Raw genomic sequence first — 26511 nt, 5'->3', positions numbered from 1 at the left:
CACAAGCGACCGCGTCCGCTGGCGACCGGGACGGCTTCAGGTTTTGCGGCAACGCTTGCAGACGCCATGCACTTCCAGCGTCTGTGCCTGGGCGCGGAAACCAAGCACCTTGGCCTGCGCCTCGATCAGCTCGGCCACGCGCTGGTCGCAAACTTCCTCGGCGCCAGAGCAGACGTCGCAGATCAGGAACGGCACCTGGTGCGCCTCGGCCGGATGATGGCAGGAAACGAAGGCATTGATCGACGACAGCTTGTGGATGAAGCCCTGTTCCAGCAGGAAATCCAGCGCACGGTACACCGTGGGCGGCGCCGCATTGCCGTGGCGTTCGCGCAGCTGGTCGAGCAGGTCGTAAGCCTTCACCGGTTTCTCGGCGGCGGCGACCAGCTCCAGCACTTCCATGCGCAGCGGGGTAAGCCGCAGGCCACGTTCCTCGCTGACATGCGCGACCTCACGCACGAAACCCTTCGCGTCGTGCGGATGCGAATGATGGGCGTGCGGCTTGCCGGCGGCTTCATGGGCCAAGTGGATTCTCCTTGCGGGGGATCATACATGCCCGACGCTGCGCGCAATGTGACGTGTCAGCGTCTCAGCGGAGGCGGTTCGACCCGGGGCTTGGCGCGTGGGCGGTAGCAGATCACCAGCCAGCCGATCGGCCCCAGAAACCAGGCCCAGGCGACACCTTCCCACAGGCGCCCGCGCCACCAGCCCAACAGCGCCCCCACCGCCACGAATGCGAGGTTCCACCAGAACAGCGCAGTCCACGGCACCATCGCCCACAGGTTCAGGAAAACCTGCCAGAACGCACCCGGAGAATTCGGGTCGACGCCATGCGTTGCACGGGCAAGCAGTTCGTCCATGGGATGCCTGCCCAGGCCGTCTGTTTCAGCCGCGCGCCAGCGTCAGCGCATGGTCGATGCGCCGCAGCGCCTCGTCGCGGCCGCAAAGATAGAGGGTATGGTCGATGGACGGCGATACCTGCGTGCCGGTGATCGCCACGCGCAGCGGCTGGGCAATCTTGCCCATGCCGAGCTCCAGCCTCGCAGCCATCTGCTCGATGACCTGATGGATGGGCTCGGGCCGCCACTCCACCCCGGCCAGCAGCGTCTTCGCCGTTTCCAGCACGGCGACCGCGCCGTCGTTCTTCAGGTGCTTGGCGACAGCCTTGTCGTCCCAATCGGTGACGGGGCCGTACCAGATCTTCGCGCGCTCGGCCATTTCCTTCAGCGTATGTACGCGGTCGCGCAAGGCCACGATCACGTCGGCAGGCTGCGGACCGTGCACGGCATCGATGCCGGCACGCGCCAGGTGCCAGGCGAATTCGGGCGCAAGCGCCGCCGGATCGTCGGTCTTGAGGTAGTGCTGGTTGAGCCAGTTGAGCTTCTCGGTATCGAAGCGCGAGGCAGCCTTGTTGACGTCGGCGACATCGAACAGCCTGGTCATCTCCTCGCGCGAGAAGATTTCCTGGTCGCCATGCGACCAGCCGAGGCGTACCAGGTAATTGAGGATGGCATGCGGCAGGTAGCCCTCCTCGCGGTACTCCATCACGCTCACCGAGTTGGTGCGCTTGGAGAGCTTCTTGCCCTCCTTGTCGAGGATCATCGGCAGGTGCGCGAATTCCGGCACCGGCGCGCCCAACGCGTGGTAGATGTTGATCTGGCGCGGCGTGTTGTTGACGTGGTCGTCGCCGCGGATCACTTCGGTGATCCCCATGTCGATGTCGTCCACCACCACGGCGAAGTTGTAGGTGGGCCAGCCGTCGGAGCGGAAGATGACGAGATCGTCCAGCTCGGCATTGGCCCACTCCACGCGGCCCTTCACCTTGTCCTCGAACACCACCGAACCTTCCAGCGGGTTCCTGAAACGGATCACGCGGTTCGGGTCCTCGCGGTACGGCTCGTTTCGGTCGCGGTAATGGCCGTTGTAGCGGGGCTTCTCGCCCTTCGCCATCGCCGCCTCGCGCATCGCCTCGATCTCTTCCTTGCTCTCGTAGGCGTAGTACGCCTTGCCCTCGGACAGCAGGCGCGCGGCCACTTCCTTGTAGCGGGCCAGGCGCTGGGTCTGGTAAACCGGAGCCTCGTCGGCGGAAAGATGCAGCCATGCCATAGCATCGAGAATTGCCTGCACCGCTTCGTCGGTGGAGCGCTCGCGATCGGTATCCTCGATGCGCAAGAGGAACTCGCCGCCGCGGCGCCGCGCCTCCAGCCAGCAATACAGGGCGGTGCGTGCGCCGCCGATGTGCAGGAAACCGGTGGGGCTGGGGGCAAAACGGGTGCGGACGGTCATGGAATGTACTGGGGGGCGCGTAGAAACCATGGATTTTAGCCGATACCGCAGCTGGCTCGGCGTGCCGTCATTGTTGCTGGCGGGATTTGTCTCGACTGCGTCAGCACTGGACAACCCCGGTTACGACCGTCCCGGTCTCGGCTTCACTCCGGTCGTGCTGGGCGCCGGCGACATCACGCTGGAACAAGGTCTGCCGGACTGGAGTCTCGCCCGCGCCAGCAGCGGTGACAGCGCTCAATACACCGCCGACAGCCTGCTGCGGCTGGGTATCGGTCAATCGCTGGAACTGCAATTCGGCAGCTCCTACAACCGACTCAGCCAAGGCGATGCGGTCGACTACGGACGCGGCGACAGCACCCTGGCGCTGAAATTCGCCCCGCCCGCACGCGGCAACTTCAGCTGGGGGCTGCTGGGCAGCATCGAATTCACTGATGGCGCGAGCGACTTTCGCAACCCGCGCCGCCAGTACCTGCTGGGCACCGAGTTCAACTGGCAATTGGACGAACGCAATGGCCTCGCGCTGTACCTGGAAAACGTGCGCAGCGGCGGCCACGACAGCCGCCAACTCGCCGTCAGCGATGGTTACGCCTTCACGCCGAGATTCAGCGGCTACGTCGAATTCGGCGTGATGGACGTGTCCGGCGTTGGCCAAGGCAGCCGCGCCGGCGCCGGCCTGGCATGGATGCTTACGCCACGCGTGCAATTGGATGCCAGCATGCGCCATCGCCTCGATGGCGCTGCGCCCGAGTGGGAAGCCGGACTCGGGATAGCGGTGTACTTCGGCCGCTGAAAACCGCGACCGTCATCCGCCCGTCATGTATTCGCCACCCTTGCGCAAAGCCGCGGCGCGAAGCTGTACGCAGGTCACGCGAGAGCAACGTCATGCGCATCGGCATCGTCAGCGAAACCTGGCTACCGGAGATCAATGGCGTCGCGCTCACCGTGTACGGTCTCGCCACCGGTCTGGTGGCACGCGGGCACACAGTCGAAGTGGTGCGTCCGCGTCAGGCGTGCCCGAGTGCCGCCGATGCCCATTTCGAAACCGTGTTCGCCCGTGGCGCGGCCCTGCCCCGCTACCCTGGCCTGCGCTTCGGCCTGCCCGCAGGACGGACCCTGCGCGAGCGTTGGTCGCAGGAACGCCCGGACGCCATCTACATCGCCACCGAAGGCCCGTTGGGCAGTTCGGCGCTGCGCGTGGCGAACGCCCTGCGCATCCCGGTCGCCTCCGGATTCCACACGCGCTTCGACAGCTATGCCAGCCACTACGGCCTGCGTTGGCTCACGCCGCTGGTGCGCGGCCACCTGCGCCGCTTCCACCGCCGCGCCGCCGCCACCCTCGTGCCCACCGAAGCGCTGGCACAGGAGCTCGCCTCGCTCGGCGTGGACAATGCACGCCTGCTGCGCCGCGCTGTGGATACGCAACTGTTTCATCCCGGCCAGCGCGATCCGTCGCTGCGCGCGCAATGGAGCGTCGACGCCGGCACACCGGTGATGCTGTATGTGGGCCGCATCGCAGCGGAGAAGAACCTCGAGCTGGCTGTGCGGGCCTTCCGTACTGCGCAACAACAACTGCCCGCCATGCGCTTCGTGTGGGTGGGCGACGGCCCCGCGCGCGCTGCATTGCAGGCGGCAAACCCGGATTTCGTCTTCGCCGGCACCCAACGTGGCGAAGCACTGGCGCGGCACATCGCCAGCACAGACTTGTTCCCTTTCCCAAGCCTCAGCGAAACCTTTGGCAACGTGATCCTTGAAGCGCTGGCCTGCGGAGTGCCGGTGATCGCCTATCGCGAAGGCGCGGCACGCGAGCACCTGTGCGACGGCTACAACGGTTACTGCATCGCGCCCGCCGATGCGGACGCATTCGTCACTGCCACCGCCACATTGGCCGGCAACCCTGGGCTGATCCGCCACATGGGTCGCCGCGCGCACGAAAGCATGGCGCGCCTGTCGCCGGATCAGGTCATCCGCGAATTCGAGTCCTTGTTGCGAGAACTGGCTGAGGAGCAGCGCCATGAGCACCATGCCGTCATCGTCCATGCCTAGAACCGTTGCCTTCGACCGTCGCGTCTGCGTGGCGGCGAACCGCTGGGGCACGCGCCGCGCAGTGGGCGTGTTCTTCGGCACCGTCAGCCGGCTCGGCGACGGCATGTTCTGGTACGCGCTGATGCTGGCCCTGGCCGTCTTGGAGGGACGGCGCGGATTGTTCGCGGCCGCGCACATGGCCGCCACCGGCATTGCTGCCCTGCAGCTGTATCGCCTGTTGAAACGGTACACGCGCCGGCCGCGCCCTTTCCGCGCCTGCCCCGGCGTGATCGCACACGTGCCGCCGCTGGACGAATTCAGCTTCCCTTCCGGCCATACCTTGCAGGCGGTGGGCTTCACCATGGTGGCGCTGGCCTGGTACCCGCTGCTGGCACCGCTGCTGCTGACCTTCACCACGCTGGTCGCCGCATCGCGTGTCATCCTCGGCCTGCACTACCCCAGCGACGTGCTCGCTGCGATCGGCATCGGCGGTGCGCTTGGCACACTGTCGTTGTGGCTGGTGCACGCCACGACCATGCTTGTCTGAGCAAAATCTGCGCATCGCGTCGCGCGCCACTGTGCGCTCAAGCACTTGCACCACCTATCCACAGGCTATGCCCATGTGCTTCCACATTTGTTGTGGAAAACGCGCAAAGGCTTGCGCAGAAATTCGTCAATGCGTGCCAAGTATCTGTTGCCAAAGCCGTGAACACGGCTTGTCCACAGCTTTGTTCGGCAGGCATCCACATTGACTGTGGAAAACACCGCGCCGCCGGGGAAACCTGGCCTCGCTACAGCCTCGATGCGAAAAAGCGGGCTGCGTTCAAATGAGCCGCGCAGGCCTGTGGTGTTGCCGCATCGAGAAAAAAGGCAGGTCCGCCCTTGTAGATATCGAAGTCGGCCTCGTCGCCGAGACGCCTCGCCATTCGCTTGAGTCCTGCTCCCACCGCCAAGGGAAAGGTCTTATCCCCGTCGCCCCATATCAGACGGAGCGGTGGCAAGGCATGCACAGGGTGTGCGTAACCCTCCGGGAATCCGCCATCGACAATCACAAGCGCGTCGATGTCCGTACTGTTGGCCGAGACCGCCAAGGCTATCTCCGCGCCAAGCGATATCCCGAGCAGTCCGACCTTTCCAGCATGCCCAGACTGCGCATGGTAGTAAGTCGCTACGCTACGGATCGTTGCGATCCATCCGGACTGGTGTTTGGCGTAGTAGCGCTCGCGGGCATCGGAGCTACCCGCACGACCGATGGCGCTCACATCCTTCGGGGAAAGAAAGTGCACCAGGCAAGCTCGCAAACCCTCGCTGCGAAGCGCTCGCCCGATCTCCTCATAAGCCGGCGACCAGAACCCCTTGCTGCCACTCAGCACAAGGACCGTCGGGCGCGCGAAATCCGCCTTATCGGCGAAACACTCGACCAGCACGCTTCCAGTCGGCGTTTGCAGCGTCAGTGACTCGCGCGCAGCCGCGCTGGCCTTTTCAGTCGTGGCCAAAAACATGAGCGCGAACAGCGCAAGCGAATGGACGCGAGCCCACCGTCTCATCATCATCACGACCGAGGTCAAACGCCCTTCCCCGCGAAACGAACGACGCCGCCCGCAGGCGGCGTCATCGGATGCGAAGCCGTCGTTACGCCGCGCGCGGCGCCTTCTCCAGCAGGTTGAGCAGATCGGCGAGCTTGTCGCGCATCTCGCGGCGGTCGACGATCATGTCGATGGCGCCGTGCTCCAGCAGGAACTCGGAACGCTGGAAACCTTCGGGCAGAGTTTCGCGCACGGTCTGCTCGATCACGCGCGGGCCGGCGAAGCCGATCAGCGCCTTCGGTTCGCCGATGTTGATGTCGCCCAGCATGCCCAGGCTGGCGGAGACACCGCCGGTGGACGGATTGGTCAGCACGCTGATGTAGGGCACGCCGGCATCGCGCAGCTTGGCCAGCACGGCGGAGGACTTGGCCATCTGCATCAGCGAATACAGGCCTTCCTGCATGCGCATGCCGCCGCTGGCGGCGAAGCACACCAGCGCACTTTTCTCGGCCAGCGCCCGCTCGCCCGCGCGGGCGAATTTCTCACCGCCCACCGATCCCATCGAGCCGCCGACGAAACCGAACTCGAATGCGGTAGCGACCAGCGGACGGCCCTTCAGGCGGCCGTTCATCGCGACCAGCGCGTCCTTCTCGCCGCTGCTCTTCTGCGAGGCGACGATGCGCTCGCGGTATTTCTTGGAATCGCGGAACTTGAGTGGGTCCGTGGCCTCCATGCTCGGCCACAGTTCCTGCGTGGAGCCTTCGTCGAACAATGCGAGCAGGCGCGTACGGGCACGGATGGCGTGATGGTGCCCGCACTTGGGGCAGACCATCAGGTTGCGCTCCAGCTCCGGCTTGTACAGCACTGAGCCACAGCCTGCGCACTTCTCCCACACGCCCTCGGGCACCTTGCCCTTGCCTGCACCGGAGCCTTGCGTGTGCGCACGCGGGTTCATGATTTTCTGCAGCCAGTTCATAGCGATGCCTCTAGTGAAGCGCGCATTCTAGCCGAGATCGCTGGAAGCACCGGACGCCGGCGTGTGGTGCGCTCCTTCAGCGGAGCCCGAAGTGACTCTCGAGATCGTCCATCGTGCGCAGAAAAGTCGCTGAAGAACGCAACTCAATGCGCGTCGAGCGCATCCCGAATGGGTTGCAGGAACGCACGCACGCGCTCGGCAATCTCATCCACCGAAGCCGCGCCCGCCAACCGCTCCACCAGCGCGCTGCCGATCACCACCGCATCGGCGAAAGCGGCAATGGCTTTCGCGCTTTCCGCATCGCGCACACCGAAGCCGACGGCCACCGGCGCCTTCGCGTGCGCACGCACGTCCGCCACGCGCGCCGCGATATCCGTGGTGCTCAATCGCGCGGCGCCGGTGATGCCGGCGAACGATACGTAGTAGAGAAAGCCCTCGGCCGCCGCGCACAGTTTCGACAAGCGGTCCGGCGCCGTGGTGGGCGCGGCGAGCAGGATCTGCGCGAGACCGGCCGCGCGCAGCGGCGCCAGCACTTCGGACTCTTCCAGCGGGCAGTCCACCAGCAGCACGCCGTCGACGCCGGCCTGCACGGCTTCCGCCGCGAAGCGCGCATAGCCGTGGATCTCGATGGGGTTCAGATAGCCCATCAACACCACCGGCGTATCGGCATCGCGCCGGCGGAATTCGGTGACCCAGCCCAGCACGTCGCCCAGGCCCACTCCCTTGGCGATGGCACGCTCGCTGGCGTGCTGGATCACCGGGCCATCGGCCATCGGATCGGAGAACGGCACACCAAGCTCGATCACGTCGGCACCGGACTCGACCAGTGCGTGCATCAGCGCCACCGCATGTCCAGGCGACGGATCGCCGGCGGTAACGAAGGGAATCAGGCCGGTGCGGCCGGCGGACTTCAGCGCCGCAAAACGGCGGTCGATGCGATTCATACCTGCACTCCTTCACGCGCCGCGATGGTGTGCACGTCCTTGTCACCGCGGCCGGAGAGGTTGCACAGCACGATGCCGTCCTTCGGGTATTCGCGCGCCAGCTTGATCGCCTGGGCGACCGCGTGGCTGGATTCCAGCGCGGCAAGGATGCCCTCGGTGCGCGCCAGCAGGTGGAAGGCCTCCAGAGCCTCGTCGTCGGTGACGCCGACATATTCGGCACGACCGGCGTCCTTGAGGAAGGCGTGCTCGGGGCCGACGCCTGGGTAGTCCAGGCCCGCCGACACCGAATGCGTCTCGGTGATCTGGCCGTCGTCGTCGCACAGCACATAGGTGCGGTTGCCGTGCAGCACGCCGGGCCGGCCGGCGGCCAGGGACGCCGCATGATGACCGGTGGCGATGCCCTCGCCCGCTGCCTCGGCGCCGACGATGCGGACGTCGCGATCGTTGAGGAAGGCATGGAACAGGCCGATCGCATTCGAGCCGCCACCCACGCAGGCAGTGAGTACATCCGGCAGGCGGCCGTACTGCTCCAGCAGCTGCGCACGCGCCTCGCGGCCGACGATGGCGTTGAAGTCGCGCACCATGAGCGGATACGGGTGCGGCCCGGCCACGGTGCCGATGATGTAGAAGGTGTCGGCCACGTTGGTGACCCAGTCGCGCATCGCCTCGTTCAGCGCGTCCTTCAGCGTCTTCGAGCCGGAAGTCACCGGCACCACTTCGGCGCCCAGCAGCTTCATGCGGTAGACGTTGATCTTCTGCCGCTCGATGTCGGTGGCGCCCATGTAGACCACGCATTCCAGCCCCAGCCGCGCTGCCACCGTGGCGCTGGCCACGCCATGCTGGCCTGCGCCGGTCTCGGCGATGATGCGGGTCTTGCCCATGTGCCGCGCTACCAGCGCCTGGCCCACGGTGTTGTTGATCTTGTGCGCGCCAGTGTGATTCAGGTCCTCGCGCTTGAGCAGAATGCGCGCACCGCCCACGTGCCTGGTCAACCGCTCGGCGAAATACACCGGGCTGGGCCGGCCCACGTAATGCGTGAGGTCGCGATCAAGCTCGGCGACGAAGGCCGGATCTTTGCGCAGGCGCAGGTAGGCCTCGGTCAGTTCAGCCAGCGGCGCCATCAGGGTTTCGGCGACATAGCTGCCGCCGAACTGGCCGAAGCGGCCCTGGGCGTCGGGGAAGGCGTGGAAATCCCGGATCTCGGGCATGGGAACTCCAAAAGGAAGCGCGGCGACAGGCTCACACCTTAACGCCTTGGCATCCCATGAAAAAGCGAAAAGATCGCCTCGATACTTGAGCTAGACTCACAGCATGTCGGATCGCGACCTGCCTTCGCTGAATGCCCTGCGTGCTTTCGAGGCCGCCGCGCGGCTGGGCAGCATGAGCCTTGCCGCACAGGAATTGCACGTCACTCATGGGGCCGTCAGCCGGCAGGTCCGCGCGCTGGAAGAAGCTCTGGGCCAGCCGTTATTCGCCCGGCAAGGGCGTGGCGTCGCGCTCACCGCGATAGGCCAGCAGCTGCGCGAACAGTGCAGCACCGCGTTCGGGCAACTGCGCGAGGGCTGGCTGCAGTTGCGGAATAAGCGCGCTGCCGCGGCCTGCGTTCTCGGCTGTTCCGGCAGCGTGCTCGCGCGCTGGGTGATTCCGCGACTGGAGCGCCTGCGCCACGATCTCCCTGCACTGACGCTGCATCTGGCTGTGCAGGAAGAACCTGTGGTCGACCATCTGGCCAACGTGGATGCTGCCCTGTTGCTGGCCGCGCCGCCGTGGCCCAGCGGTTGGCAGGTGCATGAGCTGGCGCCGGAACGTATCGGACCCGTGCTCAGCCCGCGCTATCCCGGCGCCGACCGTCTGCGCGAGCTGCCCGCCAGCGCGCTGTGCGACGAACCGCTGCTGCATACCGCCTCGCGCCCGCAGGCGTGGCCGGAATGGGCGCGCGCCATGGACCTGCCGCCCGAATCATTGCAGCAGGCCCAGGCCCTGCCCCATCTCTACTTCCTGCTGGAAGCCGCGGCAGCGGGGCTGGGCGTGGCCATCGCGCCGCAGCCACTGGTGGCCGACGACCTCGCCAGCGGGCGGCTGCTTGCACCGTGGGGGTTTCGCGAAACCTCCGCGCGCTGGGCGCTGGTTTCAACCCGGCGCACCGACGATGCACGGTTCGCGGCGCTGGCGGACTGGCTGCGCCACGAATTGGCTGAGGCGTGAAACGGCGCGGTCAGAGATTCTGCCGCGCCCCCTCCTTCAGCTTCTCCACGACCTCCGGCGTCTGCGGCCCCAGCACGCCACGGCGATGCTCTGGGATGTGCGCCACGGTTTCCTCGCCGCCGAACACGTAATAGTCCAGCAGCCTGCGCCACTGCTCCCGTTCCGCCGCAGGCAGTTCGCGGAAGGCCAGCAGGCAATGAAACAGCGCCGCGCGCGCGTAGCCGGAGTTGTAGCCGGGCACGTCCACCGGACTCCACCAGTAGTTCATCAACGCGTTGAGCTGCTGCAGCGATTCCACGTTGTGCCACCACAGCGGCGGCATGTAGATCGCGTCGCCGGGGTGGAGTTCGGCCACCTGCGCGGCGGCCAGCGCCTGCTTCAGGCGCGGATAGCGCGGGTCATCGGGCCGGTCCAGTCGCGCCAGGCTGATCGCTGCGCCGGTGGGCGCGAAATCCAGCGGACCGATGTAGAGGTTGGGCAGTTGCTCGGGCGGGAACAGGGTGAAACGCCGCGCGCCGCACAGCACGCAGGCGATGTTGCGCATCGAGTCGAAATGGGTGGGTGTGGTGGCCTTGTTGCCCACCCACAGGCGCGGCTCCACCGAGGGATCGAGGAACGGCAGTTGGTGGTCTTCCAGCAAGCCCGGCAGGCATTCGCGCACGCGCGCGCTCTGGATCACCAGCGCCGGCGCGTTCTCCCGCCGGCTGTAGCTGGCCAGTCGCTGCAGGCCCATGGTCACCGGCACCTTGAAGTGCTGGTAGTTCATCTCGCCCAGGTCCGCCGAGTAGCCGACGATGCCGTCGGCCTCCGGCGCCACCATCAGGGTGCTGACGTCGGTGCCGTTGTCCAGCTCGGCCAGCCGCTGCGCAAAGGCGGTGTCCGACTGCAGTCCGAGCTTCACGAGCGGCCAATCGCGCACCAGGCCGCGGATCACCAGCGGACGGTCGCGGTCGACCAGGATGCGCGGATCGAACGGATGATCGGCGTCGACCCGGCACTCCTCCATCGCGGTCGGTGTCGGCACCGTGCTGGAACCTTCGCTCATGGCTAGCCTTCCCCTTCGTCCGCGGCGCGCACCGCCGCGATGAAATCATGCAACTTGCCGGCATCCTTGATGCCCGGCGCCGACTCCACGCCGCTGGCCACGTCCACCGCCCACGGCCGCGCCGCACGTATCGCCGCGCCGACGTTGCCCGCATGCAAGCCACCGGCAAGGATCACCGGCTGCGCAAGGCCACGCGGCAGCAGCGACCAGTCGAATGCCTTGCCGCTGCCGCCGGCTTCGCCCGCGACATGGCCGTCCAGCAGCAGCGCGGCGGCGCGAGGGTAGTCGTGCAGGCGCGGCAACGCCGCAGCGCCCTCACCCATTGCGATGGCCTTGAGGTACGGGCGCCTGAACTGCGCGCACCAGTCGTCGGCCTCGCCGCCGTGGAACTGCAGCAGATCGGGCTGCACCGTCGCGATGACTTCCTCGACCAGGGCAGCCTCGTCGTCCATGAACAAGGCCACGGCATCCACGAACGGCGGGAGGGCCTGGCGGATCGCCCGCGCCTGTTCCAGCGCCACCCGCCGCTTGCTGCGCGCGGTGAACACCAGGCCGATCGCATCCGCGCCCAGCCGGGCAGCGAGCAAGGCGTCCTTGGTGCGGGTCATGCCGCAACACTTGATGCGGGTCATTGCGATACCTCCGCAGGCAGGCCCCAGTGCGCTTCGTAACGCGGACCGAGGAAGGTCAGGCCCGATGATGGCGCGGTAGGCCCGGCTACTTCGCGATTGCGGCCAGCCAGCAGCTCGGCAACCCATTCGACCGGCTGCTCGCCACGCCCCACCGGCAGCAGCGATCCGACGATGTTGCGCACCATGTGGTGCAGGAAGGCATTCGCCTCGATCTCCACGATCACCTGCTCGCCCTCGCGCCGCACGCCTGCCGCCAGCACACAACGGCGCGGATGGGCGGCCTGGCATGAGGTTGCGCGGAACGCGGAGAAATCGTGTTCGCCCACCAGCGCCTGTGCGGCGGCATGCATGCGAGCGGCATCCAGCGGCAGGCGTTCCCAGGTGACATAACGCGCGTCCAGCGCCGCACGCACCTGCCGGTTCAGGACGGTATAGCGGTAACGCCGGCTGCGGGCGGAAAAGCGCGCATGGAAATCCTCCGCCACCGGCTGCGCCCACAGCACAGCCACGCTGTGCGGCAGGTTGGAAGTGGCGCCGAGCAACCAGCCGCGCATCTCGCGTTCCACCGGCGCGTCAAAATGCACCACCTGGCAGCGGCCGTGCACACCCGCATCGGTTCGCCCTGCGCAGGTCACCTCGACCGGCTGCGCGGCGACCTTCGACAAAGCCTGTTCCAACGCGCCCTGCACCGTGCTGCCATGGGTGAGGCGTTGCCAGCCAAGGAAGTCGGTGCCGTCGTATTCGATGCCCAGGGCGATGCGCATGGATCGTGCTGTCGATTCAAAGCGGAGAGCGTAACAGGCATCTTCCCTGCGATCGCCCCTGATCGCGAAAATCAAACGGGCCGGCATAGCCGGCCCGTTCGTGCTTTACCAATGCAATGAAACTATCAGTGCAGGTCGTCGAGCAGGCGCTTGGCCACGTCGCGTTGCATCTGGCTGCCCTCGTGCAGTACTTCCTCGAGCATGGCGCGGGCGCCTTCGGGATCACCCATGTCGAGGTAGGCACGTGCCAGGTCCAGCTTGGTGTCCGCCGGATCGTCGCTGAAATCGCGCGACTCGATATCATGGCCGGCGGGCTGCAGTTCGGCCTCCGGCTCGTCGAACTGCCAGCTCGACCTCACCACCGTCGCATCTTCGTCCGCGGCGGCATGTTGCTCGACCGGTTTGGCCTCGTCGGCGGGTTTGGTGTCGTCGACGTGCTTGGCCGCCGATTCGTGCGGAGGCGTGAGGTCGAAGTTGAAGTTGTACTCGCTCACCTTGACCGGGCTGGTCGGCATCGGCGGCGGGCCGGCCGGCGCGGGCGCCGCGACGGGCTCGGCGGCATAACGGTCGATGTCGAAACCGTGGTGGGCCTCATGTTCTTCCGTCGACGCGCCATCATGGTGCGCGAACAGTGGATGGCCAGGCACCAGGTCCTCGCCCATGCGCACTACCTGCTGCCACTCCTCCTGCTGCGGGTCGGAAACGTGGGCATGCATGGCTTCAGCTGCCGCCTCGAAATGGTCGATGTCGCGGCGACCGTAGTACAGGCTGACCAGCTCCAGGTGCAGGCCGATGTCGTCGGGATGCTCGGCCAGCTGATCGAGCAGCAGGTTCTGGTCGACGTCGTCGGCGTCATGCAACGGCTCCGAGCCAAAGCGATCGGCCAGCGACGGCGCCAGCTTCGGCAACGAGGACGCAGGCTTCGCCTTGCGGCGACCGAGCAAGGCCCACAGCACCAGCAGAAGGACGACGACGCCACCTGCCACCTCTGCCCAGAGCTGCGAGTACCAGGGCTCGTCGTCGGACGGCGCCGGTTTGCTGGCGGCCGGCTTGGCCGGCGTTGCCTTGACAGGTTCGGCCTTGGCTGGGGCGGCTGCCTGTTCGGGCTTGCTCGCCGCGGGTGCCGTTGCGGCGGCGGCAGGCGCTGCCGCCTGCATGGCCGCTGTCGCGCTGCCGGCCGGTGTTGCCGGCAGCGGGGCGATGCTGGCCGGAGTGGTCGCGGTCTTCGATGCGGTGGCGGCCGGCGCGGTTGCCGCCGGCGCCGCGTTCGCCGGCTCGGCCGGCGCACCAGCCGCCTTGCGCGCCGCGGCCAGCTTCTGTTGCAGCTCGGCGATTTCGTTGTCCTTGAGCGCGAGCAGACGCTGGTTCTTGCTGTTGATGTCGCTGAGGTCCTTCAAGCGCGACTTCAGGTCATCGCCCTGTTGTTGCAGGGTGGCAAGGCTCTCCTTGCTGCGCTGCAGATCCTGGCGCAGGGCGTCGCTGTTGTCGGTGGCCGATTTGCTGCCCTGCTTGGCCGGCACCAGCGCCAGGTGGTCGCCCGTTGTGCCGGTCGCCGTGGGCGAACTGGAGGTGCCGGCACGCGTACCCGCATCGGCCACGTTGGTCGGCGCGCTGCCCACCGTACCGCTGCGCCAGTCGCCGTTCTGGCGACGCACTTCCTCGGCAGCGGTGGCTATCGCGATCGCCTCGGCCTCGGCCTTGCTGGGAATGCGCAGCACCGCGCCTGCCTTCAGCGCATTGATGTTGTCGCGATAGAACGCATCGGGGTTGGTCTGCTTGAGCGCCAGCAACATCTGGTTGACGTCGACGCCAGCCGGCGCCGTCTGGTGGGCCACCGTGGACAGGGTCTGGCCGCGCTCGACCGTCCAGCGCCCATTGGCCGCCTGCCCCGACGATGGCGTACCGGCAGCGCTGCTCGCCTGACGCGGTGCTGCAGCCGGCTTCGCCGCGTGTGCAACGCGCGCAGGCTGCGGCGCGGGACTGCTGCCCGGCGGATCGAGCAGGATGGTGAACTCGCGCACGCTCTTGCCATTGCCGCCATGGACCTCGACCAGCAGGTCGAGGAACGGATCGTTGACAGCCGTTTCGCTGGTGATGCGGATCACCTTGTGGCCGTCGCCGCCGTCGACCACGGCGAAATGCAGGGGAATCCCGGTGGAAGCGTCACCCGATGCCAGATGCACATTGAGCTGCTGCAGCTCGGCCGGCGAGGCCTGCTGTACCGGGATTTCCGCCAGCAAGGGCTGGCCCAGCGCCGATTTGACCTGGATCTGCCCCAGGTCCATGGCCAACGCCTGGCCGCTGCCAAGAGCCAGAGCCACCAGCAAGGGCAGTTTCAACGAACGATTCATCAGGTGCTCCCCCGAACAAGCCGCAGTGTCCGGGGAGGCCGCCACAATGGCGGCGCTTCGGCCGGACGATGCTGCACTTTAGTTAGATGCAAGCGGATCAACAATAGGCGGATCGCAGACTTGCGACGCATTGCTATCGCGCATTCCAGCAATGGAGAAGACGCCCGACCGGCCCGGGGACGCTCAATGCCCCTTGCCGACCGCCTCTCTTGCCTGCTGGACCGCCTGCAACTGGCGCCGCAATTCGGCGATTTCCGCATCCTGCCGCCTGAGCTTTTCCGCTGCCGCCTGGCTGCCGGATTCCTGTTTGGCCACGTCCTTCTGCAAGCGCTGCACCTCGGCTTGCTGCCTGGCCACCGCGGTCGCCACCTGACGCGCAGACCCATGGGTCTGTGCGCAGACCGGCCCAGCCACTATCAGCAGACCGGCCAGCACCCAACTGCATGCCCCACGCCTCACAGATAGTCTTCTATCAGCAGTTCGGCGATCTGCACGGCGTTCAACGCCGCACCCTTGCGGATGTTGTCGGAGACGATCCACAGGTCGAGGCCCCGCTCGTGCGAGATGTCCTCGCGGATGCGGCCCACATAGACCGGGTCCTTGCCGGCGACGTCGCCCACCGGGGTGGGATAGCCGCCGGCCTTGCGCTCGTCCATCACCACCACGCCCTCGGCCTGCTCCATCAGTTCGCGTGCCTGTTCGGCCGTGATCTTGTCGCGGGTCTCGATGTGCACCGCCTCGGAATGCCCGTAGAACACCGGCACGCGCACCGCCGTCGGGTTCACCGCAATGGAGTCGTCCTCCAGGATCTTGCGCGTCTCCCACACCATCTTCATTTCTTCCTTGGTGTAGCCGTTGGGCTGGAAGTCGTCGATGTGCGGGATCACGTTGAAGGCGATCTGCTTGGAGAACTTCTTCGACTCCACGTCCTGGAAATTGAGCAAGGCCGCGGTCTGCTTGCCCAGTTCCTCCATGCCCGAACGGCCCGCGCCGGAGACCGACTGGTAAGTGGCCACGTTGATGCGTTCGATGCCCACCGCGCGATGGATCGGCGCCAGCGCTACCAGCATGCCCATGGTCGAGCAGTTCGGATTGGCGATGATGCCGCGGGTGGTGTACTGGGCGATGGTGTGGGGGTTCACCTCGCTCACCACCAGCGGGATGTCGTCCTGGTAGCGGAACTCGGAGGTGTTGTCGATCACCACCGCGCCGGCCGCCGCGGCGCGCGGCGCATGCGCCTTGCTCACCGAACCGCCGGCCGAGAAGAAGGCGATGTCCACGCCGTCGAAGTCGTAGTCGGCAAGGTTCTTCACCGTCACCTGTTTGCCTGCGAACTCCACCTTGCCTCCGGCCGAACGCTCGCTGGCCAGCGGCACCAGCTCGCTGACCGGGAAGTTGCGCTCGGCGAGGATGGCGAGAAGCGTCTCGCCCACGGCGCCGGTGGCGCCGATCATCGCAACCTTGTAACTGCTCTTCTTGCTCATCGGGTGCTGCTCGTCAGGTTAGTTTCGGGTGGGATGGGAAGTCGCGCCGGCCGTAGCCAGCGCTTCGGGATTCAGGAGATTCGGCGGATGGCCCGCGTGCGGACCGTGACCGAAAGACGCCAGCACATTGTCCACCGCCACCGCGGTCATGGCGCGGCGCGTATCGGTCGTGGCGCTGGCGATATGCGGGCTGAGCAGCGCGTTGTCGAGGGTGCGCAGGTCTGGGTGCACATGCGGTTCGCCCTCGAAAACATCCAGGCCGGCGGCAGCGAGCCGACCCTCGCGCAGGGCGGCCGCCAACGCAGCGTCGTCCACGATGCCGCCGCGCGCCACGTTCACCAGCACCGCGGTCGGCTTCATCTGCGCCAGTTCTGCGGCACCGATGGCATGGCGTGTCTGCGGCGTCAGCGGCAGCACCAGCACCAGGAAATCGGAATCGCGCAGCAGCGTGGCCTTGTCCACAAGGCGGGCGCGACATTCGCGCTCGATGGCTTCGGGCAGGCGCGAACGGTTGTGATAGAGCACCGGCATGCCGAAGCCCTGCGCACGCCGTGCGATGGCCTGTCCAATGCGGCCCATGCCGAGAATGCCCAGCGTGCGACCGCGCACGTCGGTGCCCAGCCAGCCCCTGAATTCGGTGGCCCGCCACTGCCCGGCGCGCAGCCAGCGTTCGGCGGCGCCGATCCGTCGCGCGGCACCCAGCAGCAACGCCCAGGCATAGTCGGCCACGCTCTCGTTGAGCACGTCGGCGGTGTTGCTGGCGGCGACGCCGGCCGCAGTGAGCGCGGCCACGTCGAGGTTGTCGTAGCCCACGCCGAGGTTGGCGACGATGCGCAACCGTTTCGCTCCGGCCAGCTCGGCCGCTCCGATGCGCTCCTTCAGGCCCACGATGGCGGCGTCGCAAGCAGCCAGCCTGGTCGCCAGTTCGGCGGAGGTGAACTTCACCTCCTGCGACTCCTCGTGCACTTCGAAATGCGGCCACAGTCGCGCGATCTCGCTCTCGAAGGTGGGGCGCGACACCCAGACGACCGGTTTGTTGCCTGCCATGCTCACTCCAGCGTACCGGCGCCTCAGGGGATGCGCGGCGCAACGATGCCCACGTCGCCGCATTGCGCGCGGTGGCGCAAGGCGTGGTCCATCAGCACCAGCGCCATCATTGCCTCGGCGATGGGTGTGGCGCGGATGCCGACGCAGGGATCGTGTCGACCCTTGGTGACCACGTCCACCGGTTCGCCGGCCAGGTTCACGCTGCGGCCGGGGATCAGGATGCTGGAGGTGGGCTTCAGCGCGATCGAGGCCACCACGGCCTGTCCCGTGCTGATGCCGCCAAGGATGCCACCCGCGTGATTGGACGTAAAGCCGTCCAAACGCATTTCGTCGCGGTGCTCGCTGCCATGCTGGGAAACCGCGGCGAAACCGTCGCCGATCTCCACGCCCTTCACGGCATTGATCGACATCAGTGCGCTCGCCAGGTCGCCATCCAGCTTGCCGTAGATCGGCTCGCCCCAGCCCGGCGGCACACCTTCGGCCACCACGCTGACGCGCGCACCGACCGAGTCGCCCGACTTGCGCAGCGCGTCCATGGCCTTTTCGAGCTCAGGCACCTGCTCGGCGCAAGGCCAGAAGAAGGGATTTTGCTCGACCGCATTCCAATCGAAGTCCGACGGTGCAAGGCTGCCCAGCTGGGCAAGATAGCCGCGCACTCGAACGCCGTGGCGCTCGGCCAGCCATTTCTTCGCGACCACCGCCGCGGCCACGCGCATCGTGGTTTCCCGCGCCGAAGAGCGCCCGCCGCCGCGCGGATCGCGGATACCGTATTTCTGCCAGTAAGTGTAGTCGGCGTGCCCCGGCCGGAAGGTCGAGGCGATGTCGCCGTAATCCTTGCTGCGCTGGTCGGTGTTGCGGATCAGCAGCGCGATGGGCGTGCCGGTGGTCTTGCCCTCGTACATGCCGGAGAGGATCTCCACGTCGTCCGCTTCGCGTCGCTGCGAGGTATGGCGGCTCTTGCCGGTGGCACGGCGATCAAGGTCCTGGCGAAATTCTTCTTCGCTGATCGCCAGGCCGGGCGGGCAGCCGTCGATCACGCAACCGATGGCCGGGCCGTGGCTTTCGCCGAAAGTGGTGACGGTGAAGAGCTTGCCGAAGGAATTGCTGGACACGGGGTTTGGACGTCCATTCGGGTGGAAGCAAGCTTTACAGCTTAACTGTGTTAGCGAGACTGGTCACCCAGTGCCAACGTGGCTTGGATAATCGTGGTCGCGGCTGAATGACCCGCCACGCTCGTCCTGCGGGGCGCCTGCGGACGTTCTGCGCACTGCGTTCTTGTCCGACCAGCGCCGGGATGACAAGCAAAAGCGCGAGCGCTTGGCACTGCCCTGCATGGTTTTGTCCTGCTCTGACCGTGGCTTCTGCGCGCCGGGAACACGCTGCTTCGCCACGCCCCTCCCTCGGAGGCGGTGAGGCGGGGACGGTCAGGCCGCGCGGCGGGGCCAAACCGCTCCATTACCAGCAAGAACGCGAGGAAACCTCTCCAACAGCAGCAAAAACCTCACATGCGAGCACTCCACTCTCCCGCCAACATCGCATAGATGACGTCATCCACCCAGATATCGCCCTCGCGCCAGCTCTCGCGGAAATGCGCCTCCTTGCGCATGCCCAGGCGCTCCAGCAACTTCACGCAAGCGAGGTTGCGCGGGTCGACCGAAGCGTAGACGCGGTGACGCTTCAGGGAGTCGAACACCAGTGCCAGCACGGCGCGTACCGCCTCGGCGGCCAACCCGCGCCCCTGCTGGGCCGGCGACAAGGTGACGCCGAATTCAACCGTATCCGCATTTACGAAATGCAGGCCCAGGTCGCCGACGAGTTCACCGCTGTCGCGCAGGCGCAGGGCGAACTGGAACCAGCTGTCCGGCGTATCGAACGCCACCGCTTGCTCGCGCTCGATGAAACGCACCGTCTCATCGGGGGAAGTCGGACGCCAGCCCTGGTAACGGCTCACCGACGGGTCGGCGCGATAGGCGAACAGCGCCTGTGCATCCTCGCCGCGCAAACTGTCGAGCCGCAGGCGGGCCGTTTCCAGCAGCACCGAATCAGCGCCGCGCGACGGCAGCAGCATGGATCGCCGCCCTGTGTTCGACCAGGTCGCGGCGTTCCAGCGCAAACACGCCCATCTGCCCCACCTTGAACTCGATCCACACGAAGGGCACCTCGGGCAGCAACGCGGCCAGCGCATGCTCGCTTTCGCCCACTTCGACGATCAGCAAGCCGTCGTCGGTCAACAGGTCGGCAGCCTCGTCGAGGATGCGCAGGCAGATGTCCAGGCCATCCTCGCCCGAGGTAAGGCCGAGCTTGGGCTCGTGCGCATACTCGCCGGGCAGCGCGGCGTATTCGTCTTCGGTGACATAGGGCGGATTGGAGACGATCAGGTCGTACCTGCGCCCGCGCACGCCTTCGAACAGGTCGGACTTCACCGCCTCGACGCGCGACTCGACGTGCTGGAACACGATGTTTTCGCGTGCCAGCGACAACGCGTCGTCGCTGACATCGACGATGTCCACCTGCCATTCCGGGTTGTACTCGGCCATCGCGATGCCTATGCAGCCGGAGCCGGTGCACAGGTCGAGCGCGCGCTCCACGTGGCGTTCGTCCAGCCAGGGCGCAAAGCCCGACTCGATCAGTTCGGCAATGGGCGAGCGCGGCACCAGGGCACGACGGTCGCTCTTGAACTTCAGCCCGGCGAACCAGGTCTCGCCCACAAGGTAGGCCACCGGCAGGCGCTCGTTGACACGACGTTCGATCAAGGCCAGCACATTGGCGCGCTCCTCGGCGGTGAGGCGGCCCGCGCCATAGGCCGGCGGAATGTCCGGCGGCAGGTGCAAACTGGCCAGCACCAGGTGGGTGGCTTCGTCGATGGGGTTGTCGTGGCTGTGGCCGAAGGTCAGCCCGGCGGCCGAGAAGCGGCTGGCGCCGTAGCGGATGAAGTCGATGATGGTTGCAAGTTCGGCGGTCACTGGCCTGGTCCTGGCGTGCGCAATGCAAAGGGTCGGCAATTATACGGCCCCGCGCCCGAAACCCTTTCCCGGCGGAAGGGAGAACCCACAAAGGGAGGCGCCGCCACCCGTATACTGGTCGGATGACTTTCAAGGTATTCCTCCAATACGCCCTTCCGCACCGCTTCCTGTCGCGCCTGGTCTACTGGGGTACGCGCTGGACCTTCGCGCCGTGGAAGAACTGGCTGATCTCCACCATCGTGCGCAACTATGAGGTGGACATGACCGAGGCGGCGCAGCCCGATCCGCTGGCCTACCAGCACTTCAATGCCTTCTTCACCCGCAAGCTGAAGCCTGGCGCGCGGCAAGCGGATGCAGATCCTGCCGCCCTGCTCTCGCCCGCCGACGGACGCATCAGCCAGGCCGGCCAGATCGTGGACGGGCGCATCTTCCAGGCCAAGGGGCAGGACTACAGCGCCGCCGAACTGCTGGGCGACGAAGCCGCTGCCGCGCCGTACCGCAATGGCCGCTTCGTCACCGTGTACCTGTCGCCGCGCGACTACCACCGCGTGCACATGCCGCTGACCGGCACGCTGCGCGAAACCGTGCACGTGCCGGGGCGCATCTTCAGCGTGGCGCCGTTCGCAGTGGAGGCCATTCCGCGGCTGTTCGCACGCAACGAACGGCTGGTCTGCCACTTCGACAGCACGCGCGGTCCGTTCACGGTGGTGATGGTGGGTGCCATCCTCGTTTCGTCGGTGGCCACGGTGTGGGACGGACTGGTGATACCGCCCTATGCGCCTTCGATCCGACGCAAGTCGTTCGCCGGACAGAACATCACGCTGGAACGCTTCGCCGAGATGGCCCGCTTCAACATGGGCTCCACCGTGATCCTGCTGCTGCCCGAAGGCATGGCCGAGCTGGACGCGCTGGCGCCGCAACAGGCGGTACGCGTGGGGCAACGACTGGGCTCCGCGCCCCAAGGCTGACGCAGCGCGTCGTTTTGTGACGCACTGGGCGCACTCGGCAGCACCGGATCGTTATCCTCCCGTCGTCGGCCGCGACCATGCGGCGTGAGGGGACGGAAATTCCATGCGACTGCTGAGCCCAGCCATTGCGTTCTTCCGCGCACACCAACTCACCCGCCAGTTGCGCGAAATAGAACGCTGCGTGCGCGCCCTGCCCCAGCGCAGCCGCACCCAGCTGAGCGTGCTGACCCTGCGCGAGATCGGCCAGGCCGCGCGCAGCGAGTTCCCGCATCTCTACGGCACGGCACCGGAAGCGCGCTACCTGCCATGGGGCCAGGGCACCGCCGCCGGCTATGAACGGGCGCGCTCGGACAATCCCGAAGTGGCCCTGCGCGGCGTCGCTCTGTGGCTGGCCGTGGCCTATCACGAAACCAAACACTCGCCGCAGGACCGCCTGCTGCCACAGCACCGCCAGGTGCTGCAGTTGCTGACCGAACTGAAGCGCCTGCATCGCCCGACGGTCGATCCGGTCAAAAGCTGGATGAGTGCCAGCGCTTCCGCCTGATCGCCTGCACGAGGAGTCAAATCTCTCAGCGACACTCCGGCATGGTCAACACCTGACCCACCGTGATGTGCTGGTGGCGCAGGTGGTTCATTTCGGCGACTTCCTGCACGCTGGAGCAGCGCAGCTGGCGCACGATGCCCACCAGGGTGTCGCCGCGGCGCACCTTGTAGCTACGCGTCCGGACCGCCCCCGCGGCACGCGCTGGCGCGAGAGGATCGGCCACCACCGGTGCGGCAGCGGCATGCAGGTCGCCTGCCAGGATGGGCCACGGGCCGTCCACGCAGCGCGCGGCATACGGCTGTTCCAGCAGCTTCGGCACCTGCAGGACCACGCCAGCCGGCTGCTCCTGCTGCGGGTCGAGCCGCGGGTTGAGATTACGCAGTGTGCGGAACCAGCCTTCCTCCATGCCGCCGGCCGAACCCAGGCACACGGTGAGTTCGCTCAGCGAAGCCGGTCGCTTCAATGTGATGCTGCCGGGTTCGCCATCGATCTTCGGAAAACGCAGGTTGTAGCTGTCCGGGTGCAGGAACAGCCACGCCGCCGCCAGCACCGAAGGCACGTAGTCGCGGGTCTCCTGCGACAGCTGGTTGTAGATGCGCGGGTCGTAGAAACTCACCTTGGTGTCGTCGCCCACCAGCCGGCTCATGCGCCCTTCGCCAGTGTTGTAGGCCGCGATGGTCAACTCGAGGTTGTCGTTGAACACCTTCAGTTGCTCGTCCATGTACTCGGCATTCGCGCGCGCCGAAGCGGCGGGATCGAAGCGCAGATCGAAGCCGTCGTCGGTGGTGAGGCCGAAACGCATGCCGGTGGCATACATGAATTGCAGCGGGCCCGCCGCGCCTGAGCGCGACACCGCATGCACCTTGCCACCCGATTCCTTGGCCATGATGCCGAACAGCAACGCCTCGGGCAGGTCGGCCTTCTGGTACGCCGGCCACATCTCGCTGCGCATGTACTGGTAGCTGATCCAGGCATCGATCAGGTTCGGCCGCCACTGCGTCAGCCACATCTGCAACGCGGCTTTCACCGCGCCGTTCATCGCGATCAGCTCTGAGAGCTTCTGGCCGTGCAGCAGGATCACGCTGCGCTGCGCCTCCGGCAGCGCGGCCGGGCCGTGCTGATCCAGCGCCATGCCGGTCTGCGGATCGCCGTCGGCGTTCTCGTCGCCGATGAAACTGCCATCCTTCAGGCGCAGCATGCGGTCGTAGGCCGAGAAGAAGCGCTGCGGATCGCATCCGGGGGTACTTCCGCAGTGGACCGAAGCGTTCTTCACTGTGTCGATTGCCTGGTTCAGCGTCTGCTGCCCCGCGGCGTCGTTGCCGGCGCGCACCTGCTGCAATGCCGTCTCATAACCCTGCGTAGCCTGATCCAGCTGGGCGTACAACGCCGTCACCGTCGCCGTTGGCTTGACCGATCCCGGGTTGGCGCATGCCGCCAGCAATGCCATCGAAGACGCCAACGGAGCCAGGCGCAGGGATCGAACAAGACGAGCAGACCGCATGACAAAAACCATCCGATGAAAGTCCGACACCATAGCCGGCGGGATCGGCATACTCAATGAACCGGCGCCCCGCAAGCCGTGGCTACAATTCCGCTTAGACGCGGAACAACGGAGTTGCTCATGATCGACCCTTCGCCCGACGGCAACGAACACACCCGCACCGATTCCGACTCGCGTCGTGGCAGGAGCGGACTCGTGGGCGTCCGCACCGACGGCAAGCACTGAGGCTCCCGCGATGCCGCGCATCGAAGTAGTGCCCGCCAATACCCCGTTCGGTGAACGCCTTGCCGCAAGCTTCAGCTACCCGTTGCGCGGCGCCGGCCTAGCCACCTGCACGGCACTGGCTATTGCGCACTACGCCAGCTACCTGCCCGCCATCGGCATGCTGGCCAACCTGCTGGTGTGGGCCGCCACCTGGCGCTATGCCGCCGATTGCATGCAGTACACCGCGAACGGCTATGCCAACCCGCCCGATGTCGGCGTGGACGAAGCCGGCACGGCCGGCTGGGCACTCACCTTGATCCATCTGGTGGCAGGCGCGCTGTTCGTCGCCTGCGGCTTGCTCGCCCCGGCCACGCTGTGGCTGCTGGTTCCCGTGCTGGTGCTGGCATTGCCGGCCATCGACATGTCGCTGGCCTTCGAGGGCAATGTGCTGCATGCGCTGAACCCGGCGACCTGGTGGCGCATTGCGCTTGGCTTCGAGGGCGCCTATTTCATACCGGTGGCGATCAACCTCTTGCTGGGCGCGCTTATCGCAGTGGCTACGCTTACCTCCAACCTGTTGCCGCACTTCCTGGCGCTACCGCTGTTCGGCTTCGCCTATACCTACCTGATCGTGCTGGCCTTCCACCTGATGGGCGTGTTGATCCACCAGCGCCACGAACGCTTCGGGCTGGAACCGGAGGCACCGAAACTCGCCAAGGCCATCGGCCAGGACGAGGACAGCCAACTGGTGGACGCCGCACGCACGCTGGCCGAGAGCGATCCCACCGCAGCGCTGCACCAGTTGGCCGAACGCCTGCGCAAGCGCACCGCACCCGCGCCGGTACACCAGCTCTACCGCGAGCTGCTGCGTCGCCAGGGCCTGCGCGACGACCTGCTGGTACATGGCCAGATCTGGATCGCCGCGTTGGTCGCGCAAAACGAGGCACGTCGCGCCCTGGGCGTGCTGCAGGAATGCTGCACCGCCGATTCCGCCTTCATCCCCGACGACCCGCGCACCTGCGGCGAATTGGCCGACCTCGCCGCGCGCCTTGGCATGGAACGCCTCGCCATTCACCTGGGCCGCGGCTACCTCGCGCACTGGTCGCGCGACGAACGCGCGCCGCATTACGGCCTGCTGGCCGCACGCTTGCTGGGTGCCCAGGCCGAACGCCGCACCGAAGCCATGGTGCTGCTGCAAAAGCTGGCGAGCGCGTGGCCCGAACATCCGCTGCGCAACGACATCGCCACCTTGCAACGGCAACTGGCGGGCACCGCATGAGCACCGGCAAGCCCGCTGCCGCCATCGCACTCGCCGGCATGCTGGCCTTCCTCGCCACCGGCATCGCCGCGCAATGCCTGCGCCCCGATCTCGACTGGATGCGCGTACCCAACAGTTTCTACCTGATCGGCCCTTGGGGCGGCATGGTGCGGGCCGGCTACTACGCGATGGCGCTGGCCTTGGCGCTGCTTGGCGTGGGCGCCTATTCCGAACTCGCTCCCGCTGCGCGCAGCGCCGCACCCTTGCTGCTGTTCGTCATGGGCGGTGCGGCGCTGGCACTCACCGCCATCGTAACCACCGACACGTGGAACCATCCGCCCACGCTGCACGGCTACGTGCATGGTGTGGCGGCGCAGACCGCCTTCCTGTGCACCGCCACCGCCATGCTGCTGCAAAGCTGGCGGCTGCGCGGCGACGCACGCTGGCGGCGCTGGTTCCGCCCCGCCTTCCCCTATGCAGCGCTCTGTTTCGTACTGCTTTGGGTCCAGGCATTCTGGCGCGCACTGCCTCGCGGCCTCAGCCAGAAGGCGCTGATCCTGTTGATGCTGGGCTGGCTGCTTGGCGCCGCGTGGCAACTGCTGCGCGGTCACGGGGAGGCCAGCGCATGAGTCGTTGGCGCCCACCCTCGCCCGGCTCCACGGCCATCATCACCCGCGCCGGTTTCGAGAAGCTCAAGACCGAGCTCGACCATCTCTGGCATACGCTGCGCCCCGAGGTGGTGAAGGCCCTGGCCGCCGCCGCCGCCGAAGGCGACCGCTCGGAAAACGCCGAGTACACCTACCGCAAGAAGCAACTCGGCGAGATCGACCGCCGCGTGCGCTATCTCAGCAAGCGCATCCCCGCACTCAAGGTGGCCGAAGGCGCACCCGCGGATCGCGAGGCGGTGTTCTTCGGCGCCGTCATCGCGCTGGAGAACCTCGCCAACGGCGAGGAAGTCCGCTACCGCATCGTCGGCCCCGACGAGACCGACGCGAAGCTGGGCTGGATCAGCATCGATTCGCCGCTGGCCCGCGCGGCGCTGAAGAAGCGGCTGGACGACGAGTTCGAGGCGGAACTGCCCGGCGGGCACACGCGGTTCCTGGTGGTCGAGGTCGACTACGAAGCGTGTGCGAAGTGACGGCATGCGCCGCGGAACCAATCGCCTTCATGGCAGTTGATTTCCTTCGCCCCCTCAATTGAGGATTTCGCCCATGCCTGTTTCGACACGGCTCCTCAACTGGCGGATGAATTCCGGGTCGTGGGGTTCCCAGCTCTCAAGCTCGCCAATGATCTTCAAGGGATGCCCGCTTCGGTATGACCGTGTCGGGTTGCCCGGGAATTTCTTGTTCGTGACGTTCGGGTCATCTTCGAACCCTCCTGTCGGCACCACGACATAAACTCGCGGCCTGCCTTCGCCCCTGGCCATTTCCGCAGCAAGACCGGCGCCCTTGGGCACCGCGGTGAAATAGATGTGGTTCATCACGACGCTGTCGTCGTAGTTGGACCTGAAACCCGCCGTCAACAGATCGCCGACCGACAAACTGACTTTTGTACCGTGGTAGAACGGACCAGTCAGCAGATGGCAATTCGCGGGGGAAACGGGGACCCATTCGTCATTACACATCGTCCTGATCGCCTCTCGCAATCCTGCCCTATCGACAGGGCCGCGATTCTAGTTTTCGCCTCGAGTCTTGCCGCAAGTCCCCACGGACGGTATAAATTGACAGTGGGAGGCGCGGTGCGCCTCTTTTTTATTTTGACGCTCACATTTCTCGTGATCGTCGAGATGCGCCA

Annotated in this window: 28 protein-coding genes; 9 read left to right on the top strand and 19 right to left on the bottom strand. The window is 66.6% G+C overall.

The features are described from left to right. Positions 1-36 precede the first annotated feature (36 nt). Genes ISP25_RS21305 through gltX form a run of 3 tightly spaced genes read right to left on the bottom strand, consistent with a single transcriptional unit; the run spans position 37 to position 2283 of the window. Positions 37-522, bottom strand: a complete 486-nt coding sequence (locus tag ISP25_RS21305) for a transcriptional repressor (RefSeq protein WP_192157775.1) — start codon at positions 520-522, stop codon at positions 37-39. A 56-nt stretch (positions 523-578) separates the two neighbouring features. Continuing rightward, the gene (locus ISP25_RS21300; RefSeq protein WP_404611548.1) at positions 579-857 is read right to left on the bottom strand and encodes a hypothetical protein; all 279 of its coding nucleotides are present in this window, start codon (positions 855-857) and stop codon (positions 579-581) included. A gap of 25 nt (positions 858-882) precedes the next feature. After that, positions 883-2283 carry a glutamate--tRNA ligase gene (gene gltX / locus ISP25_RS21295; RefSeq protein WP_404611546.1) on the bottom strand — a complete coding sequence of 467 codons (1401 nt, stop codon included), beginning with the start codon at positions 2281-2283 and terminating at the stop codon, positions 883-885. 28 nt (positions 2284-2311) lie between these two features. On the opposite strand from gltX, the gene ISP25_RS21290 reads away from it, so the two are divergent. The 3 genes from ISP25_RS21290 to ISP25_RS21280 all read left to right on the top strand — a co-directional run bounded on the left by ISP25_RS21290 (position 2312) and on the right by ISP25_RS21280 (position 4852). Beyond that, positions 2312-3073, top strand: coding sequence for a transporter (locus ISP25_RS21290; RefSeq protein WP_192157781.1), 762 nt, complete (start codon positions 2312-2314; stop codon positions 3071-3073). A 92-nt stretch (positions 3074-3165) separates the two neighbouring features. Continuing rightward, complete coding sequence (locus ISP25_RS21285) at positions 3166-4326, top strand: glycosyltransferase family 4 protein (RefSeq protein WP_404611544.1); 1161 nt, start codon at positions 3166-3168, stop codon at positions 4324-4326. Then, positions 4295-4852 (top strand): phosphatase PAP2 family protein, encoded by a 558-nt coding sequence (locus ISP25_RS21280; RefSeq protein WP_404611542.1) that lies wholly within the window; start codon positions 4295-4297, stop codon positions 4850-4852. The genes ISP25_RS21285 and ISP25_RS21280 overlap by 32 nt, the downstream gene beginning before the upstream one ends. Positions 4853-5096: 244 nt before the next feature. On the opposite strand, the gene ISP25_RS21275 is transcribed toward ISP25_RS21280, so the two are convergent. From ISP25_RS21275 to trpB, 4 genes are all read right to left on the bottom strand, one after another. Further along, the gene (locus ISP25_RS21275; protein ID WP_404611540.1) at positions 5097-5873 is read right to left on the bottom strand and encodes a dienelactone hydrolase family protein; all 777 of its coding nucleotides are present in this window, start codon (positions 5871-5873) and stop codon (positions 5097-5099) included. A 64-nt stretch (positions 5874-5937) separates the two neighbouring features. Then, positions 5938-6807 carry an acetyl-CoA carboxylase, carboxyltransferase subunit beta gene (gene accD, locus ISP25_RS21270; protein ID WP_192157784.1) on the bottom strand — a complete coding sequence of 290 codons (870 nt, stop codon included), beginning with the start codon at positions 6805-6807 and terminating at the stop codon, positions 5938-5940. Positions 6808-6950: 143 nt separating this feature from the next. Beyond that, positions 6951-7751, bottom strand: coding sequence for a tryptophan synthase subunit alpha (gene trpA / locus ISP25_RS21265; protein ID WP_404611538.1), 801 nt, complete (start codon positions 7749-7751; stop codon positions 6951-6953). Continuing rightward, positions 7748-8959 (bottom strand): tryptophan synthase subunit beta, encoded by a 1212-nt coding sequence (gene trpB / locus ISP25_RS21260; RefSeq protein ID WP_192157788.1) that lies wholly within the window; start codon positions 8957-8959, stop codon positions 7748-7750. Before trpB ends, trpA begins: the two co-directional genes overlap by 4 nt. Positions 8960-9062: 103 nt before the next feature. Here trpB and ISP25_RS21255 point away from each other — a divergent pair, with 103 nt between their 5' ends. Beyond that, positions 9063-9956: a LysR family transcriptional regulator gene (locus tag ISP25_RS21255; protein WP_192157790.1), complete on the top strand. Its 894-nt coding sequence runs from the start codon at positions 9063-9065 to the stop codon at positions 9954-9956. A 10-nt stretch (positions 9957-9966) separates the two neighbouring features. Here ISP25_RS21255 and ISP25_RS21250 read toward each other — a convergent pair whose 3' ends face one another. The 10 genes from ISP25_RS21250 to prmB all read right to left on the bottom strand — a co-directional run bounded on the left by ISP25_RS21250 (position 9967) and on the right by prmB (position 20242). Then, positions 9967-11001 carry a cupin-like domain-containing protein gene (locus ISP25_RS21250; RefSeq protein ID WP_404611535.1) on the bottom strand — a complete coding sequence of 345 codons (1035 nt, stop codon included), beginning with the start codon at positions 10999-11001 and terminating at the stop codon, positions 9967-9969. A 2-nt stretch (positions 11002-11003) separates the two neighbouring features. Further along, on the bottom strand, positions 11004-11633 hold the full coding sequence (locus ISP25_RS21245) for a phosphoribosylanthranilate isomerase (RefSeq protein WP_404611533.1): 630 nt from the start codon (positions 11631-11633) through the stop codon (positions 11004-11006). Then, entirely contained in the window at positions 11630-12397 is a 768-nt protein-coding gene (gene truA / locus ISP25_RS21240) for a tRNA pseudouridine(38-40) synthase TruA (RefSeq protein ID WP_192157794.1), read from the bottom strand. The genes ISP25_RS21245 and truA overlap by 4 nt, the downstream gene beginning before the upstream one ends. Positions 12398-12522: 125 nt before the next feature. Beyond that, complete coding sequence (locus ISP25_RS21235) at positions 12523-14748, bottom strand: FimV/HubP family polar landmark protein (RefSeq protein ID WP_404611531.1); 2226 nt, start codon at positions 14746-14748, stop codon at positions 12523-12525. A 183-nt stretch (positions 14749-14931) separates the two neighbouring features. Continuing rightward, a complete protein-coding gene (locus tag ISP25_RS21230; RefSeq protein ID WP_404611529.1) occupies positions 14932-15207 on the bottom strand; it encodes a hypothetical protein in 276 nt (91 codons plus the stop codon). After that, positions 15204-16232: an aspartate-semialdehyde dehydrogenase gene (locus ISP25_RS21225; protein ID WP_404611527.1), complete on the bottom strand. Its 1029-nt coding sequence runs from the start codon at positions 16230-16232 to the stop codon at positions 15204-15206. The genes ISP25_RS21230 and ISP25_RS21225 overlap by 4 nt, the downstream gene beginning before the upstream one ends. A gap of 18 nt (positions 16233-16250) precedes the next feature. Beyond that, the gene (locus ISP25_RS21220; RefSeq protein ID WP_404611525.1) at positions 16251-17279 is read right to left on the bottom strand and encodes a 2-hydroxyacid dehydrogenase; all 1029 of its coding nucleotides are present in this window, start codon (positions 17277-17279) and stop codon (positions 16251-16253) included. 23 nt (positions 17280-17302) lie between these two features. Continuing rightward, positions 17303-18391, bottom strand: coding sequence for a chorismate synthase (aroC, locus tag ISP25_RS21215; protein WP_404611523.1), 1089 nt, complete (start codon positions 18389-18391; stop codon positions 17303-17305). Positions 18392-18780: 389 nt separating this feature from the next. Continuing rightward, entirely contained in the window at positions 18781-19347 is a 567-nt protein-coding gene (locus ISP25_RS21210) for a GNAT family N-acetyltransferase (RefSeq protein ID WP_404611521.1), read from the bottom strand. Further along, positions 19322-20242: a 50S ribosomal protein L3 N(5)-glutamine methyltransferase gene (gene prmB, locus ISP25_RS21205; RefSeq protein ID WP_404611519.1), complete on the bottom strand. Its 921-nt coding sequence runs from the start codon at positions 20240-20242 to the stop codon at positions 19322-19324. Before prmB ends, ISP25_RS21210 begins: the two co-directional genes overlap by 26 nt. Positions 20243-20364: 122 nt before the next feature. On the opposite strand from prmB, the gene asd reads away from it, so the two are divergent. Both asd and ISP25_RS21195 read left to right on the top strand, forming a co-directional pair. Next, positions 20365-21210, top strand: coding sequence for an archaetidylserine decarboxylase (gene asd, locus ISP25_RS21200; RefSeq protein WP_404611517.1), 846 nt, complete (start codon positions 20365-20367; stop codon positions 21208-21210). 103 nt (positions 21211-21313) lie between these two features. Then, positions 21314-21754 carry a hypothetical protein gene (locus ISP25_RS21195; protein WP_192157811.1) on the top strand — a complete coding sequence of 147 codons (441 nt, stop codon included), beginning with the start codon at positions 21314-21316 and terminating at the stop codon, positions 21752-21754. A 25-nt stretch (positions 21755-21779) separates the two neighbouring features. Here ISP25_RS21195 and ISP25_RS21190 read toward each other — a convergent pair whose 3' ends face one another. Beyond that, complete coding sequence (locus ISP25_RS21190) at positions 21780-23255, bottom strand: transglycosylase SLT domain-containing protein (RefSeq protein ID WP_404611515.1); 1476 nt, start codon at positions 23253-23255, stop codon at positions 21780-21782. Positions 23256-23490: 235 nt separating this feature from the next. Between ISP25_RS21190 and ISP25_RS21185 the strand changes: the two genes are divergently transcribed. Genes ISP25_RS21185 through greB form a run of 3 tightly spaced genes read left to right on the top strand, consistent with a single transcriptional unit; the run spans position 23491 to position 25855 of the window. Further along, positions 23491-24738 (top strand): hypothetical protein, encoded by a 1248-nt coding sequence (locus ISP25_RS21185; protein WP_404611513.1) that lies wholly within the window; start codon positions 23491-23493, stop codon positions 24736-24738. Further along, entirely contained in the window at positions 24735-25346 is a 612-nt protein-coding gene (locus tag ISP25_RS21180) for a DUF998 domain-containing protein (RefSeq protein WP_404611511.1), read from the top strand. Before ISP25_RS21185 ends, ISP25_RS21180 begins: the two co-directional genes overlap by 4 nt. Then, a complete protein-coding gene (gene greB, locus ISP25_RS21175; protein ID WP_404611509.1) occupies positions 25343-25855 on the top strand; it encodes a transcription elongation factor GreB in 513 nt (170 codons plus the stop codon). Before ISP25_RS21180 ends, greB begins: the two co-directional genes overlap by 4 nt. Before the next feature lie 54 nt (positions 25856-25909). On the opposite strand, the gene arr is transcribed toward greB, so the two are convergent. After that, a complete protein-coding gene (arr, locus tag ISP25_RS21170; RefSeq protein WP_192157818.1) occupies positions 25910-26341 on the bottom strand; it encodes an NAD(+)--rifampin ADP-ribosyltransferase in 432 nt (143 codons plus the stop codon). Positions 26342-26511 lie beyond the last annotated feature (170 nt).

The organism is Rhodanobacter hydrolyticus (assembly GCF_044904645.1).
This window is presented reverse-complemented; position numbering and strand designations above follow the sequence as displayed.

Excerpts from the sequence above, each read along its gene's own strand:
- truA (WP_192157794.1), bottom strand. The coding sequence starts at position 12,397 with ATGCGCATCGCCCTGGGCATCGAATACGACGGCACCGACTTCCTTGGC.
- ISP25_RS21190 (WP_404611515.1), bottom strand. The coding sequence starts at position 23,255 with ATGCGGTCTGCTCGTCTTGTTCGATCCCTGCGCCTGGCTCCGTTGGCG.
- ISP25_RS21220 (WP_404611525.1), bottom strand. The coding sequence starts at position 17,279 with ATGGCAGGCAACAAACCGGTCGTCTGGGTGTCGCGCCCCACCTTCGAG.
- ISP25_RS21255 (WP_192157790.1), top strand. The coding sequence starts at position 9,063 with ATGTCGGATCGCGACCTGCCTTCGCTGAATGCCCTGCGTGCTTTCGAG.
- arr (WP_192157818.1), bottom strand. The coding sequence starts at position 26,341 with ATGTGTAATGACGAATGGGTCCCCGTTTCCCCCGCGAATTGCCATCTG.
- ISP25_RS21285 (WP_404611544.1), top strand. The coding sequence starts at position 3,166 with ATGCGCATCGGCATCGTCAGCGAAACCTGGCTACCGGAGATCAATGGC.
- ISP25_RS21180 (WP_404611511.1), top strand. The coding sequence starts at position 24,735 with ATGAGCACCGGCAAGCCCGCTGCCGCCATCGCACTCGCCGGCATGCTG.
- ISP25_RS21225 (WP_404611527.1), bottom strand. The coding sequence starts at position 16,232 with ATGAGCAAGAAGAGCAGTTACAAGGTTGCGATGATCGGCGCCACCGGC.
- ISP25_RS21300 (WP_404611548.1), bottom strand. The coding sequence starts at position 857 with ATGGACGAACTGCTTGCCCGTGCAACGCATGGCGTCGACCCGAATTCT.
- ISP25_RS21245 (WP_404611533.1), bottom strand. The coding sequence starts at position 11,633 with ATGACCCGCATCAAGTGTTGCGGCATGACCCGCACCAAGGACGCCTTG.
- trpB (WP_192157788.1), bottom strand. The coding sequence starts at position 8,959 with ATGCCCGAGATCCGGGATTTCCACGCCTTCCCCGACGCCCAGGGCCGC.
- asd (WP_404611517.1), top strand. The coding sequence starts at position 20,365 with ATGACTTTCAAGGTATTCCTCCAATACGCCCTTCCGCACCGCTTCCTG.
- ISP25_RS21290 (WP_192157781.1), top strand. The coding sequence starts at position 2,312 with ATGGATTTTAGCCGATACCGCAGCTGGCTCGGCGTGCCGTCATTGTTG.
- ISP25_RS21235 (WP_404611531.1), bottom strand. The coding sequence starts at position 14,748 with ATGAATCGTTCGTTGAAACTGCCCTTGCTGGTGGCTCTGGCTCTTGGC.
- ISP25_RS21195 (WP_192157811.1), top strand. The coding sequence starts at position 21,314 with ATGCGACTGCTGAGCCCAGCCATTGCGTTCTTCCGCGCACACCAACTC.
- ISP25_RS21280 (WP_404611542.1), top strand. The coding sequence starts at position 4,295 with ATGAGCACCATGCCGTCATCGTCCATGCCTAGAACCGTTGCCTTCGAC.
- ISP25_RS21185 (WP_404611513.1), top strand. The coding sequence starts at position 23,491 with ATGCCGCGCATCGAAGTAGTGCCCGCCAATACCCCGTTCGGTGAACGC.
- accD (WP_192157784.1), bottom strand. The coding sequence starts at position 6,807 with ATGAACTGGCTGCAGAAAATCATGAACCCGCGTGCGCACACGCAAGGC.
- ISP25_RS21250 (WP_404611535.1), bottom strand. The coding sequence starts at position 11,001 with ATGAGCGAAGGTTCCAGCACGGTGCCGACACCGACCGCGATGGAGGAG.
- ISP25_RS21210 (WP_404611521.1), bottom strand. The coding sequence starts at position 19,347 with ATGCTGCTGCCGTCGCGCGGCGCTGATTCGGTGCTGCTGGAAACGGCC.
- trpA (WP_404611538.1), bottom strand. The coding sequence starts at position 7,751 with ATGAATCGCATCGACCGCCGTTTTGCGGCGCTGAAGTCCGCCGGCCGC.
- gltX (WP_404611546.1), bottom strand. The coding sequence starts at position 2,283 with ATGACCGTCCGCACCCGTTTTGCCCCCAGCCCCACCGGTTTCCTGCAC.
- greB (WP_404611509.1), top strand. The coding sequence starts at position 25,343 with ATGAGTCGTTGGCGCCCACCCTCGCCCGGCTCCACGGCCATCATCACC.